General features: G+C 60.7%; 11 protein-coding genes, 1 tRNA gene and 1 pseudogene. 1 reads left to right on the top strand and 12 read right to left on the bottom strand.

Annotation, left to right across the window (positions count from 1 at the left end; all coding sequences use genetic code 11):
• The 9 genes and pseudogenes from XI09_RS10225 to XI09_RS10185 all read right to left on the bottom strand — a co-directional run.
• Positions 1-1,631, bottom strand: a pseudogene (locus tag XI09_RS10225) (Ulp1 family isopeptidase); the annotation flags it as partial.
• Between the two features lie 299 nt (positions 1,632-1,930).
• Entirely contained in the window at positions 1,931-3,151 is a 1,221-nt protein-coding gene (locus XI09_RS10220) for a transposase (RefSeq protein WP_271566717.1), read from the bottom strand.
• The gene (locus XI09_RS10215; RefSeq protein WP_271566720.1) at positions 3,051-3,479 is read right to left on the bottom strand and encodes a transposase family protein; all 429 of its coding nucleotides are present in this window, start codon (positions 3,477-3,479) and stop codon (positions 3,051-3,053) included. Before XI09_RS10215 ends, XI09_RS10220 begins: the two co-directional genes overlap by 101 nt.
• Before the next feature lie 237 nt (positions 3,480-3,716).
• The gene (locus XI09_RS10210; RefSeq protein WP_271566716.1) at positions 3,717-5,135 is read right to left on the bottom strand and encodes an efflux RND transporter periplasmic adaptor subunit; all 1,419 of its coding nucleotides are present in this window, start codon (positions 5,133-5,135) and stop codon (positions 3,717-3,719) included.
• Positions 5,125-6,534 carry an efflux transporter outer membrane subunit gene (locus XI09_RS10205; RefSeq protein ID WP_271566719.1) on the bottom strand — a complete coding sequence of 470 codons (1,410 nt, stop codon included), beginning with the start codon at positions 6,532-6,534 and terminating at the stop codon, positions 5,125-5,127. The genes XI09_RS10210 and XI09_RS10205 overlap by 11 nt, the downstream gene beginning before the upstream one ends.
• A 59-nt stretch (positions 6,535-6,593) precedes the next feature.
• The gene (locus tag XI09_RS10200) at positions 6,594-7,526 is read right to left on the bottom strand and encodes a DMT family transporter (protein ID WP_271566715.1); all 933 of its coding nucleotides are present in this window, start codon (positions 7,524-7,526) and stop codon (positions 6,594-6,596) included.
• A gap of 1,469 nt (positions 7,527-8,995) precedes the next feature.
• On the bottom strand, positions 8,996-9,703 hold the full coding sequence (locus XI09_RS10195) for a hypothetical protein (RefSeq protein ID WP_271566714.1): 708 nt from the start codon (positions 9,701-9,703) through the stop codon (positions 8,996-8,998).
• Positions 9,704-9,975: 272 nt separating this feature from the next.
• A complete protein-coding gene (locus tag XI09_RS10190; RefSeq protein ID WP_143279434.1) occupies positions 9,976-10,266 on the bottom strand; it encodes a hypothetical protein in 291 nt (96 codons plus the stop codon).
• 15 nt (positions 10,267-10,281) lie between these two features.
• Entirely contained in the window at positions 10,282-10,527 is a 246-nt protein-coding gene (locus tag XI09_RS10185; RefSeq protein WP_271566713.1) for a hypothetical protein, read from the bottom strand.
• Between the two features lie 307 nt (positions 10,528-10,834).
• Here XI09_RS10185 and XI09_RS10180 point away from each other — a divergent pair, with 307 nt between their 5' ends.
• Positions 10,835-11,557, top strand: a complete 723-nt coding sequence (locus XI09_RS10180; protein ID WP_271566712.1) for a hypothetical protein — start codon at positions 10,835-10,837, stop codon at positions 11,555-11,557.
• A gap of 274 nt (positions 11,558-11,831) precedes the next feature.
• Here XI09_RS10180 and XI09_RS10175 read toward each other — a convergent pair.
• The 3 genes from XI09_RS10175 to XI09_RS10165 all read right to left on the bottom strand — a co-directional run bounded on the left by XI09_RS10175 (position 11,832) and on the right by XI09_RS10165 (position 13,447).
• Positions 11,832-11,898: transfer RNA gene (locus tag XI09_RS10175), tRNA-Ser, on the bottom strand.
• 266 nt (positions 11,899-12,164) lie between these two features.
• Entirely contained in the window at positions 12,165-12,941 is a 777-nt protein-coding gene (locus XI09_RS10170) for a site-specific integrase (protein ID WP_271566718.1), read from the bottom strand.
• Positions 12,942-12,973: 32 nt separating this feature from the next.
• Complete coding sequence (locus tag XI09_RS10165) at positions 12,974-13,447, bottom strand: hypothetical protein (RefSeq protein WP_271566711.1); 474 nt, start codon at positions 13,445-13,447, stop codon at positions 12,974-12,976.
• Between the last annotated feature and the right edge of the window lie 140 nt (positions 13,448-13,587).

The raw sequence follows: 13,587 nt of genomic DNA, 5'->3' as shown, positions 1-13,587 counted from the left end.
CTCGATTCCCTCAGGGCCGCGTCTTCGGGATCAATATGGCGCTCGAGCTCCATCGCCTCAGCGCCGGCCGGCGATTGTCGGAGATGAGCCAGCGCGGCTCCGATCTTCCGATTATAACCGGGCTGCGATTTATAGGCATCGACATCTCCATTCAACGACGTGCCGGAAAGCCGGGCAGCAATGCCCTTCTTGTTGTTTTGACGCAGGTAGTCACTGAAACTTCTAAGAGCAGTTGCGTTGCTTTTGGCGGTACTTGTCGCTGCTTCATTTCTATACTTATCGATGAGAGCCACGTCCTCGGAGTGGGGATTTAGCTCAGCGGGGCCTGCGATCGGCACAACTCTGCCCGTCGACTGCGAGGTCCGGAGATGATCTATTGCCGCAAGGACAGCCCTGGGACGCCCCTCTTCGATGAACTGGCGCGCATCATCGGTCACCGACTCGTCGTTCAGCCGGGCAACAATGGCCGGTTTGTTATTTGCGAAGAGCCAGCGGCCAAAGGTACGAAGAGTAGCTACATAGCAGTTGGCAGTGCTCTTGGCGGCCCCACTATTGGTGAGGGCCTTCTCAAGCCTCGAAATAGCGGAAGCATCCTCGGAATAAAGTGGCTGCTCACGCCGTCTTCTCGAAATCCCAGTTGACTGAGGCGGCTGCAGTATTGCTGAGGAGGGGCCTGGTTCGTCCATCAGCCCCAAAGGCAAATCCTGATCGTAACCTTCTGCAGGAAAAAGCTTCTCTGGCCAACCGCCAGCTTCCTGCGACGCCCGGTGATACGCGGCAGCGTCACCAACCTGCTTCAATTCCATCAGTGCCGTGTTTCCGGGAACAGGCACAGGGGATACATGGCGCTTGTGCTGCTCCATCGCTTTGGTACCGCCCGGCGATTGTCGGAGATGAGCCAGCGCGGCTAGGATCTTCCGATTATAACCGGGGTGCGATTTATAGGCGTCGACATCTCCATCCAACGACGTGTCGTAAAGCCGGGCAGCAATGCCCTTCTTGTTGTTTTGACGCAGGTAGTCACTGAAACTTCTAAGAGCAACCGCGTTGCTTCCGGCGGTACCTGTCGCTGCTTCGTTTCTATACTTATCGATGAGAGCCACGTCCTCGGAGTGGGGATTTAGCTCAGCGCGGCCTTTGACCGGCGCGCTTCCGCCCGTCGACTGCGAGGTCCGGAGATGATCTATTGCCGTAAGGACAGCCCTGGGATGCCCCTCTTCGATGAATTGGCGCGCGTCAGCGATCAGCGACTTGTCGTTCAGCCGGGCAACAATAGCTGGTTTGTTATTTGCGAACAGCCAGCGGCCAAAGCCGAGAAGAGAATATACATTGTTCCGGGCGGTGCCTTGGGCGGCCCCGCCCTTGATGAGGGCCTCCTCAAGCCCCAAAATAAGGGAAGCATCCTCGGAATAAAGAGGCCGCGCGACGCCCCCTCTCACAATCCCAGTTGACGGAGCGGGCTGCAGCGTCGAGGCGGCCGGCATTGCTCCACCACCTCCATCTGAATTGGCGATCTCGGTCAGTTGTCGCTCAAAGGTCGCCCCATCTGCAGACTGAACCGCGGGTGAGCTTACTTGCGGGTCCATGCTGTCCGATTGTTTCCGCACCCAGTTGGTCGAGGGGAGATCCATCCGTTCTCACTTCCAAAATATAGGCCCGTTTGAAGCTTGGCCTGGATCTGACGTGCCGGGGGATTGCGACCGAAGATCGAGGTGAGGTCGGCCCCGCAACAAACCACTCAGCTCACGGCGGGCTACCTACGCAGCGTGAGCATCGTGCGAATCGATATTCATTGCGATCAGCTCCACATACTCGCTAGGGAAGCTGTCGAGAACCTGACGACGACAATGTGTTGCGCGAGGACAGCACGGTGCACGTCTTTCGCCCTCCGCGACCAAGCGGTGGGCGGCGGCGATCAAGATGAGACCTCTCATCCTGATTGGGTTCTTCCGCACATTTGGTGCAGCTTGAGCGATTGGGGTTGTGTAGGTTGCCCGGTCATACTCAGGCAGCCAGAAGGACGCGTCGACGCAATAGCGGGTAGCTTGCCCGACCATAAATTTGTCGTTTGATGGCTTTGATCCTGCTGATCTGGCCTTCGACCGGACTGAGGGGTAGTTTTTGCCGCTCGGACCGCGTCGATGTCGCGCGCGATGCCGTTGGCGAAGCTCTTGAGCTCGCTGTTGGCTGCTTGTGCGATCCATTCATCGAACTCGGCGATGTCGCTGCCCCTGAGAAGAGACACAAACCGCTTCGCTAGCTCTGCTGTCGTGGCGAGTTCCGGAGCTCGCGCAAACAAGTGACCGAGGAACAGCCTGGCGTCAGCATCGATCTGATCCAGATCCCGACTCAAATACCAAGCACAGCGACGACGCGTGGGAGCTTTCCAGGTCGGGTGCGGTTGTGCTGCTCCTCCCGAGTCTGCATGTGCACGCCTGTCAGCGGCCCATCGCGCGACGGTCACCCGACTTCCAGTATAACCCTGTTGCTGAAGCTCGCGCCAAAGCTGCTGGCCCCCCTGGCAGCCGGAGGCCCACCGCGCTTCGAGCCATGCCGAGAAGGGCGCGAGAAGATGTGAAGGTCTGTGAGGACGCGAATGCTCTGGTTCGCCGCCAGCGGCCAGCCAGCGCTGAACCGTGCGCCTGTCGACGCCGAGCAGTTGGGCGATCCCAGATGTCGGGTAACCTTGCTCGCGTAGGCGACAGATTTCATCCCAGCGTTCGCGTCGTGCAGCCTTTCGATCCGCCCGCAACTGTGCAAGGCCGGGCGGCAGCGTGGAACTGCCAGTCTTCGGTCGTTGCACGGACGCCATGATTTGCACGGCGGCGGCTACGTTGTGACGATGGCGGCCGACAGCGTGGCGCAGGGCCTCACCTAAACTGTTGAGCAGGTGCCAACGGTCCGCCACCTGCACCGCGTCGGGCGCGCCGCAGCGTGCGCCATCAGCATAAAGTCCCGCACGGTCGCGGGCGACGACCTTGATCTCCGGCCAGCGCTTCAGCCAGCGCGCAACACTGTCGGCATTACGATCGGGAAGCAGGTCAAGCACGCTATTGCGCTCCAGATCGCAGATGATCGTTCCACATCGCTGGCCACGACGCCAAGCCCAATCGTCGATGCCGACGACGGTCGGGGCAACGAAATCCGGCAAGGGTGTCGCCGCTGACTGGCATGGCCAGTTTGCGCGACAGGCGCGAGCCGGGCTCACCGCCGACCGCAAAGCCGATCGCCAGCTGGCTCTCGCCGAGGCGGGTTGTGCGTCTTGCTTTCGGCCGCACCGTTGCCGGTAGCCGCTCAGTGAATATCCGACGCGGGCATTGCGGATTCGCGCATCGAAAGCGTCGCGCCTGAAGCCGGATTTCGACAACCCGCCCCTGCCATGGCAGATCGGCTAAGCGTCGCTCGTAATGGCTGTGGACGCGACCCGTCTGGCCGCCGCAACAGGGGCAGAGCGAGACCGCTGACTTCGGCCGAGCCACGAGCACCCCCCTGTCGGTCTGGGGAAGGATCTCGACAATCGAACGTTCGGGGGAAACCAGTGAGCGGAAGGCATGGAGCAAGGCGAATTACGGGCGTCGACTGCGATTCCGACCTTAGCCGAGCACGCCGCCAATCAGCAGCGCAATGCCGAGCAGCGAGGTTGCGATCGGCCGGCGGATTAAGGGGTCGGAGACACCCATGGGATGCGCCTGCCGCTCAGGCGGCTGTTGCCGGGATCATGGCTGTTTGGCTCCAGATCCCGATGGTTGAGCCCCCGGCCCTGGCGCCGGACCGGTCTGGCCCTTCTGGTCGCCCTCACTGCTGCTCCGCTTGGCGCGAAGCTCGCCGTCCTTGCCTTGTCCGTCCTTCAGCCCGCCCTTCTGACCGTCCTTGGCCTGGCCATCCTTCTTCTGGCCATCCGGCGCACGCGTGCGCTTGCGCGGGACGAGGTCGGCCGACGGGGTCTGCTCGTCGCGGCCGACGATCACCTTGGAGCCGTCGGACAGATTGGCGAAGCCTGCGGTCACGACCTTGTCGTTCGCCGTCAATCCGCTCGCAATGACCGCGTCATGCTCGTTCTGCTGGGTCACCGTCACAGGCTTGGCCGAGACGATGTCGCCCTCGCCGATGACATAGCTGAAGGTGCCGATCGGTCCGCGCTGGACGGCCGACGTCGGCACCACCAGCGCCTGCGACAAGGTCTCGACCTTGAGGCGGACATTGACGAACTGGCCCGGCCAGAGCTGGTAATTGGCGTTGGGGAATTCAGCCTTGAGCCTGAGCGTGCCGGTGGTCTGGTCGACCTGGTTGTCGATGCCGGTGAGCTTGCCGCTGTCGATCACGGTGACGCCGTCATTGCCGAACACGTCGACCGACAGCGCGCCTTTGGCAGCGGCCGCATTGACCCGCATGATCTGCTGCTGCGGCAGGCTGAACCACACCGCGATCGGCTGCAATTGGGTGATGACGACAAGGCCGGTGGTGTCGGGGGCGTGGATGATGTTGCCCTGGTCGACCTGGCGCAGGCCGGCGCGCCCCGAGATCGGCGCCACGATCTTGGTATAGCTCAGCGTCGCCGCCGCATTGTCGATCGCGGCCTGGTCGGCCTTGACCAGCGCCTCGGTCTGGGCGACCAGCGCGCGCTGGGTGTCGGCCTTCTGCTTGGAGCCGGCGTTGGAGGCGGCGAGCTGCTCGTAGCGCGTCAAGTCGATGCGCTGGTTGGCGAGCTGGGCTTCGTCCTGGGCCTTCTTGGCAACCGCCTGGTCGTAGGTCGCCTGGTACGCTGCCGGGTCGATCTCGCCGAGCACGTCGCCCTTCTTAACGTCCTGGCCTTCGGTGAACTTCACCGCGATCAGCTTGCCGTCGACCTGCGAGCGCACCGTGACCGTGTTGAGCGCGCGGATCGCACCAACGCCATCGAGATAGACCGGGACGTCCTGGATGCGGGGCGTTGCCGCCAACACCGGCACCGGCAGATCGGGCCGCTGGTTGCGGCCGTTCGCCTGCTGCGGCTGCTGATGCATCACGGTCCAGCCGAGATAGCCGAGGCCGCCGAGGATCGCGAGCGTGACCAGAGTCAGGATGAAGCCACCGCGCGACGATTTCCTCGCCGTCCCCGCCTTCGCGTCATCCTTCTTATCCGGCTTAAAGAGCATTGACCGGTTTCTCCATGCGCGGCTCCCAGCCGCCGCCGAGCGCCTGGTACAGGCTGACGATGGCGAGAAGCCTTGCGAGTTGGGCCTGCGACAGCGCGTCTTCCGCCTGGAACAGGGTCAGCTGGGTGTTGAGCACGGTCACGATGTCGGTGGTGCCGGCGCGCAATTGCTGCTCCGACAGATCGAACGCGCGCCGCGAGGCGGTGACGACATCGCGCTGCAATTGCAGCTTGATCGTGGTCTGCTTGATCGAGAACAGCGCATTGTCGACGTCGGTAAAGGCCTGGACAATGGTCTTGCGATAGGTCTGGAGCAGTTCGTCCTGCCGCGCCTTGGCAAATTCGAAATTGCCGAGGATCTTGCCGCCGTCGAAGATCGGCTGCGTCGCACTGCCGACGAGCTGGAAGAAGGCCGCATGCGGCTGGAACAGCGATACCAGCGCCGAGCTCTGATAGCCGCCATTGCCGGTGAGCTGGATGGTCGGAAAGAACTGCGCGCGGGCATTGCCGATGTTCGCGGTCGCAGACGCAAGCTGCGCCTCCTGCCGGCGAATATCCGGCCGCTGTGTCAGCAGCTCTGACGGCAGGCCGGGCGTCACGCGCGGGATCGCGATCCGGTCGAGGGAGCCGCCGAGCACGCGCACGCTCTCCGGTGGGCGCGCCACCAGCACGGCGAGCGCGTTGACGTTCTGATCGAGCGTCTGGCGCAGCGGCGGCACCAGCGCCTTCTGGTTGGCGAGCACGCTCTCCTGCTGGGCGACGTCGAGATCGGTGCCGGTGCCGGCCTTGCGGCGCTCCTTGACGGCATCGAGGATGCGCTGCGCGCTCGCGATGTTACGCTGTGAGGTCCTGATGCGATCCTGCGAGGCCAGTACCTGGAAATAGGCATTGGCGACGCCCGCCAGCGTCGTCAGCGCGACGACGTCGCGATCGAAACGGTTGGCGTTCGCCGTCTCCTCCGCCGTCTGGAGCGCGTCGCGGTTCTGGCCCCAGAAATCGAGCTGGTAGCTCGCGCTGAGCGAAGCCTGGTAGTTGACAACCTCACGGCCGCCATTGGTGAGACCCGAGGCTGACGACCTGGAGGTGCGCGAATAGGTCTCCTGCCCGGTGCCTGAAAGACTCGGCAGCAGCGCCGCGCCCGCCTGCCGCGCCTGGGCGTCCGCCTGGACGATGCGCGAGACCGTGGCGGCGATGTCGAGGTTGACGGTCTCCGCCTCTTCCATCAGCTGCGTCAGCTCCGCCGAGCGGAAGCCGCGCCACCAATCCAGCGACGGCGGCGCATCCCCCTTCCCGGCGTATTTGTACTGCGCGGGGACATCGAGCGCGGGATCCGGAAGGTCCTGGGTTAGCACGCAGGCACCCAAGCTCGACGCCAGACACGCGACCGCGACGGCTCGCAGCGTCCGGGACGAATGCAGAGAAAGATTACTGCTATACCGCGCGCTGCCCAGCTCCTTCGTCAAGGCTTCCCGATCGCTTTCCGACAGGGGCGTGGGTGATACTTCGGAGCCATGCGGTTAGGACGCAAGGCCAAGGGCATTGCAAGCGCCGATCCAAGAACCGCGGCGGCCCCCAGCCACTGCGTTGCGGTCAGGGTTTCCCCAAGGAAGATGGACGCCAAAATAGATGTAAACAAGGGAACTAGTGGCAGCAATAATGCGGCGGCGGTCGCGCTCATTCGCTGCAGCGCAATCCCGTAGAGGAGAGAGGGGATGGAAAGAAGCAGCAATCCGGATACGACCACCGATACAATATCGGCCATCACCACAGAGAGCGTCGGCATTGGACGGACGCCAATCCACGCAAATACGACCACCGTCAACGCAACGATCTGGCTTGCCGTCGTAAGTCGCAATGCATCGACACTTTGCGACATCACACGGACTGCTACGTTGTAGAGTGAGGCGAATAGCACACCGGCGAGAACGAGAGCGACTCCCAGTCCCCGCGTTGCGGACGGATCAGAGTCAGGGGTCCAGCTCAAAAAGCCGACCCCGGCAGAAGCCAACATACAGAGGAAAATGATAGCACGGTTAGGGACCTCGCCAAGGATTAACCATGCAAGCAGTATGACCATCGGCGATTCAACTGCGAACAGCATCGCTTCTACCGACGCCGGCAGCATCGATAGCCCGAAGATCGAAAGACCAGACGCAAGCGCCGGCTGCAGGATGCCGGGAAGGCCAGCACGCCAATCGCTCAAGCGAGGCGGCGCGCCTGAGCAGATGGATAGTACGGTCAGGCTTGCAGCACTTACAGCCAACTGCCCTGTCAGAAGCGAGAGCGGCTCTATGCAGCAGAGCGCGGCCTTGGACAGAACGTTGCCCATGCTCCAGCTGACCGTCGCGAGTGTTCCGCAAAGAAGGGGTAGGAAAAGAGATGGGCCGCGCATCGCTCGGCGCTCCGATTGCGTAGCCTGTTTGACACTCAGATAGTGCAAGCGCCGGTGGAAGAGGGGGATTGAAGTTCAAGTCGAGCCACGCATGAGCCGACTCTAGCTTCTGAAATAGCCCGCGAAATTGCCAGCCCTACGCGTTAGGCTGATCACCTGGATAAAGGTGCTCTCTTGCGGGAATAAGTGGCGTTGAATAGGCATAGTTTGGTTCGCGGTGTCTAGGGGTAGAACTGGCGATGACGATAGGCAAACCGAAGACTGGTCTGGTTTTGCCAACATCGGGCATGCCGCCTTGTATCCCCGAAAAGGTCCTACAGGCACCTACCAGGACTGGTTGGCTACACCGGTGCGGCGCCGCAACCGATCCTGTTGCCACTATACGCCCAGAGGTCTGCTAATCTGGCAGATGCACCATGAGCGCGTTTAGCTCATTGGCTGAGTGGCCGCCTCAACGATAAGGCAAGCGATTAGGGTAATATTCGAGCTTTCAGGAGCCATCATGCCCCCTACTATATTTCAAAAGAAAGCAGACTCCGATGACGTACAGCCAGCAGTTTTGAAGTGGAAGTGCTTTCGTGCCTTTGTGGTGGTTTAACGCAGTCATCTTCACAAACGTGGCTGTGAATCTGACATCGAATCCGTCAGCCAACTCCCGGCGCGCCTCCAGGGTCAGGCGCTTCATCTTCCGAAGTGGCGGAGGGACGATCGGCATAGCGCTGATGGATCGTCAGGAGGTCGATCTCATTACACGCCCATGGAGTTTTCGCCCATGCGCTTTGGCGCTGGCGAGCGCCTCTCGCGACAGATAGGCCCATCCCAAAGCGAGCTCGGCCGGCGAGCGCTGCTCGTGTGGGATGATCTTGTGGAATGGCCCATGCCGCTCGCCGCCGACAAGGGCGCCGAGGCTTGTAGGAGCGCTCGAGATTGGCGCTGTCCTAGAGCACGAGCCGAAGGCAAGCCTGTGCGTGAAAGGGATCGGCGGTCATAGGCGGGGGCGGCCGACTACCGCATCTGCACCGGACATTCTGCCACCGAGGGCAGGCACAGCTAAGAGCCGGGTCAATGCGCAGGGCTTGATCCGGTGAGCGCAGTCCGTGCTGATGTCCGAAACCATACGCGTCAAATGTAAGTAGAACGCCAAAGTGTCTGCGCACGCGACATTGAGCTGAAAAATCGTGAGCGATTCCTCTCGTTTGCACTGGCCCAAATCATGCAGCAGCTAGCGGCGAGGACGACAGGATGGGAGGTGCGGTTGAATGCAAATCAGACAAGCAAGACGGCGTCGCCGGTCGATGGTCAAAGGCTGCCACCGAGAATGTGAACAAAAAAAGTCGTGATCAATCTGAACTCGGCCGGCGAGGGCACGACCTGTGTCGTGGAAGCTCCGTCTCAGATCGTTGATTTAGCTGAGATACGCACCGTCATCGGCAATCTAAGTGCAGACGCCCTCGCTAATCGGGCATCTATTACTCGGATCCGTACGTGATGCCCCTCGGGCGCTTGGCTTCATGCCGCTGGGTTTCATAGGCCGCCGTTATTCCCTCAAGATCTGATTTTAGCTTTTCGAACGCAACTTGCTGCGCATCGAGTGCGGCTGAGCAATTCTTGCTGAATTCCTCACTTTGAAGTTTTCCCTGCTCCATCATTTCGAAGATGGTTCTATCCTTGCTTTGTCGCGCATCTGAAAGAACCGATCGAATATCCTGTGCATCTCGCTCTACGGCCACTACCGCATCGTTGACCGATGATCGCATCGCCTCCAGCGCATTAGGACTCACGCCCGCCAAGATCGCTTCCCCCAGCGCGCGCCCGCGCCGATAACTGTGTCGATTCTCGAATTGCCCATGTTGTAGTTGCTGGTCTCTTCCACTGAGGACTATAAGGGCAACCGCCGCAGCCTCAGGATCGCTCGTCGCGATTTCATGCACCTGCCAGGATTCTGGGTCAGCTGCGCACCATTCATTTCGTTTTTGGAGCCGTTGCTGCAGTTGTGACGCCAAGGTCTCAAAAAGACTGTGGTCTTGTGGATTGGATTGGTACCTTGCCGCAGTCTCTGCGATCGCATCAGTCCAATTTGGTTGAAATCCCCTGATCAGCTCCGCAGCTGGCCCTCGAATGTTTTGGCTGGTGGTCCACTCCCAAAGCCGCTTCTCCTTCTCCAGGAACAGAAGCACTTCATCGATCGAGCTGAATTGGAGTGGCCTATTGAGAATAGGTCTCGGAACTTCAATCTTGGTTCATAAATGCCGCCTCAAAAGCGGTATCTTCTCGCAACGGCTGCGCGAGTGCAAGTGAGCTGACGCGCTACAAATTTGTGGAGCCGCCGCATTTGAGCCGCTGCTCTGCCCCGTCAGGGGCGCCCTTCCACAGCGCAATTCTGCGGTTTGGTGGAGATGAGCGTAGGAGCGACGCTTTACGGCTTTCGCTTTGGCTGATTCCCAATCAGCTACCGATCTAGATCGACCAAATATACTGGCAGACCAGCATCTGCAGATCGCGCTGAAGTCTGCTCTCGGTAGCGGTTCTTTTCTTCGGGATTGGCAAGTCGAACGCGCAAGGTAGCCAATTCGTCGCAAAGAGGCTTTCCGCCCGACCGCGCCGCGTTGAGTTTGGCGCGTATTCTTTGGTCGGCACAGATCGCCTCAGCATCCGAATATTTTCGAGCAGCGAAAGCAACAACCGGCTTTCGATCGACCTCGATTGTGAACACCGAGAGCGAAAGCCTATCATCGCGCATGACTTTCCTTGCAGGCTAGATCGCGCCGATTTTCACGCAGATCACATGAATGATCACAAATATTGGGAGCGCGCCCAAAAACCATGCGACCGCATCGCCATCGCGATCCGACGCAAACTCGCGGTTCGCGTCTGTCTCACGCCCATGACGTACGACTGAAAAGACCTGGCTGGGGCATGTGCATCTGGCCGCGCGCCGAAACAGTTGTTTGACTGTCGCTTCCTTCTTGAGCGTATCCGCGCCTGCGTCTCGATCGGACATCCAGCTAGCCCTTCGCCTTCAGTCCGATCTCGACCAGTCGGCGGATGGTCTCGGAGCGAGTGGGCTTGTCGGCCTGCTGTGCCGCCCACGCATCGAGGTTTGTCATGAATTCATCGGAGAGGCGGAATGTGCGCGAGGGGTCTCTGCCCGTTGCAGGGCGACCTGCGCCGGGCCTTTTCCCGCCGACACGCTTTGGTATTGCCTTTTTCACAATTCGGTCTTACCGTTTTCAGGCTTGAAAAACAAGCGGCCCGCCGACCGTGTTGGAAGCACGGCGACAGGCCTGGCCCAAATCATGAGGTAAGTCATGGCTCAGGTTAATCCAGAGAATAGCACACCTATGCCGGCAGTTTCGACGCGGCGCCGCTTCCTATCCCACGCCGCGAGCGTGGCCGTCAGCGGTGCAGTTCTGTCGCTGGCGACAAATCCGCCAGCAGCAGCCGTGGGCGCGCCAGCGGGTGCCCTAGCATCCCCTGACGTCGATCCAATCTTCGCGTTGATCTCCCGGCATCGCGCTGAGGAGCGGGCCTATGAGGCCGCCCTGATGGCTCGCGACGAACTCGAGGAAATCGTACCGGAGGAGTTCCGGCGGCCGGGGCGCGTGCAATGGGGTATGAAGGACGGGGTTAATCCGTACTATCTGCATTCTCACAAGCAAATCGACGATTGTCTTGTCGCCGGAAGCCGACATTCCCCCAAAATCAAGGCCCAGCTACACGCCGATCTCGATCGCGACAGGTTTGAGATCTGGGCGAAGCGGGAAGAAATCGGCCTTCCTTACGCCGAGGAACGAGTCGCGCAGCTATGCGACTCTTGCCAAGATCTGGAGTGGGCGCTCGCCAACACGATGCCGACTTCCATTGCCGGCGTCGCGGCACTGCTTCGTTACGCCAACGAGGTGGAGGACCAGGGCGAGGAGTGGCCAGACACCGACACGATCGGCCCAGACGGATGGCATTATCAACTTCGGCAAACCGCGGCGCGCGCGCTTCAAACGGTGCTCGCCACAGACCAGCCAGCGAGAACGTAGGCTCACGTTGTTGCGCGCCCGTCAAAAGGCGATGCGTGCGGTTAGTGCGGCGGCAGGACCTCTGAGCAGTAGCGCCCGTCGGCTTCGGCCGGCGGGCTTTGTTTTGAGCGGGGCTTTCGTTATTTGCGAAGAACAAAGCCAGAAGCGCCGTGTACGATCCGTGTCTCATCCACTGAGCGAGACTAATCGGGAAAGCCTGAAATCAAAGGGTTTTTCTAGGACCAAATGAGACACGGCTTCTCAAAGATTTTAAGACCTACGGCATTGATTTTATTGGCGATCCCGGCAGGACTCGAACCTGCAACCCGCGGAGTAGGAATCCGCTATTCGGCCAAGACACCCCGCCTCGGCTTAGCCACCGATTGGCCACTGCAATCCCGTGAACAAACCGCACCATAGGACGTCAAACAAGCGCAAACTCTTTTGTTTTTGTTGGTCTTTTCGATTGCTACTTACGTTCGGGACGCAGAGAATCTTTCATGCAACAAGACGGGGGATTTCCTGTTCGACCAATCGCAATAATCGGGTGTTGCGTGTCCGCGATTTGAGCTTGCGTCGGAGACGACCGAGCCGCCGAGTTTTGCGGGTTATCGCGAAGTGAAGCAATTCATACGCTCACTTCCGGAAGTGCCGTCGGGAGATCCTTCCACCCCCAACGACGCCTCAAATTTGTGAGCGGGCGGCAGCTTGCGACTTGCATCGCCAACAATGGCCGCCACGTGTTCGCTCCAGCGCTCCAGCGCTCCAACGCGTCGCGCATCTCCTCGGCGTAGCGAGCTCGATTGTAGATGCCTGCGACGCCCGCGCGATGTCCGCTAACATGGTTCAGGACGGCTTCTACAATGTGCGGTAACACCCCGAGCCGATCCGCCATTGCCGTGGCAGCGGATCGGCGAATGTCGTGGACGGTCCATGCGGGCAGAGCCTCGCCCTGGGCCTCAAGAATGCGCGCATCAAGCGCAGCCTTCGACTTCGACCAGCCGGAGAAACCGCGTTTCTTGTCATCACCTTTGCGTCGAGGCCCATCACCAAAGAGGAACTCCCGATCAATGCGCCGGGGCTGGGCTTGGATCAAGGCCAGAACCGCAGGGGCGAGGGGGAGGATATGCTCGCGATGGTTTTTGACCCGGCCCCCGGGAATGGTCCACGTCGCTTCAGCAACTTCAGGCCATCGCATGCCACCCACTTCGTCGCGGCGCTGGGCGGTGAGGATCAGCAACCGGACGATGCGGCCATAGTCGTCATCGTGGCATGCCAGCCAGATCGCTCTTAGCTCCGCATCGGACAAAACCCCATCACGGGATGCCGGCGCAGGCGGACGGTTGGTGCCGAGCACCGGATTGGCCGGAAGGTCCAGCCCCTCCCGGATGGCCCAGTTGAACATGGCCGACACAGCGGCTCTCGCGCGGGCTGCGCTCACTGATTGGCGAGATGGTCCGAGACGTGGCGGCGGGTGACCTCGCTCGGTCGTGCGAGCTTGGAGGTGTTTATCGACATCTGCAAAAGATCGTAGAATGCTCTGAAGCGCTCCGCGTAGGCAGCATTCCTTGGCCCGAGCGTTGCGCTCAGGATCCGATGAAAGAGCAGGCCCCGCTTCGAATAGGCTTGCAGCCTTCGAGCCGGTCGCAATGCGCTCACGCCCTGCCGTGGGATGAACCAGCATCCAAGCTGCTCGAGGTGCCACTCACTCGGCGCGATCGGCCACTGAGACCGCCGCTCAGCAAGCACCCGGTCGATCTCCCGTATGAGGCCGCCCATCCTCAACGCTGCCAGCTCAGGCGTCTCGTCGGACAGCGACCACGAGAGATGGCCGTCTCCTATTGAGTCGGTGAAGCTCTCCCGTGCCTCCTCGATTCGCTTTTCCGCAAGATTTCGGTAGGCCTTGTGCACGCTTCCCGGAGCATTCCGAAACAGCGTGTCGAATCGATCAGAGCTTTCCTGAGATCGTCCCGACTGGCATTCGTGATTTGCTCCTGGCGCTCGGCAAGCTCTCGCGCCTCCTTCTTCCAGGCCTCAAAGGCTGACGTTTC

Origin of the sequence: Bradyrhizobium sp. CCBAU 11386, from assembly GCF_028128955.1 — a bacterium.
GTDB lineage: Bacteria > Pseudomonadota > Alphaproteobacteria > Rhizobiales > Xanthobacteraceae > Bradyrhizobium.
The sequence above is the reverse complement of the archived record's forward strand: the minus strand, read 5'-3'. Positions and strand labels throughout refer to the sequence as shown.

Excerpts from the sequence above, each read along its gene's own strand:
- XI09_RS10210 (WP_271566716.1), bottom strand. The coding sequence starts at position 5,135 with ATGCTCTTTAAGCCGGATAAGAAGGATGACGCGAAGGCGGGGACGGCG.
- XI09_RS10200 (WP_271566715.1), bottom strand. The coding sequence starts at position 7,526 with ATGCGCGGCCCATCTCTTTTCCTACCCCTTCTTTGCGGAACACTCGCG.
- XI09_RS10190 (WP_143279434.1), bottom strand. The coding sequence starts at position 10,266 with ATGCGCGATGATAGGCTTTCGCTCTCGGTGTTCACAATCGAGGTCGAT.
- XI09_RS10185 (WP_271566713.1), bottom strand. The coding sequence starts at position 10,527 with ATGTCCGATCGAGACGCAGGCGCGGATACGCTCAAGAAGGAAGCGACA.
- XI09_RS10180 (WP_271566712.1), top strand. The coding sequence starts at position 10,835 with ATGGCTCAGGTTAATCCAGAGAATAGCACACCTATGCCGGCAGTTTCG.
- XI09_RS10170 (WP_271566718.1), bottom strand. The coding sequence starts at position 12,941 with ATGTTCAACTGGGCCATCCGGGAGGGGCTGGACCTTCCGGCCAATCCG.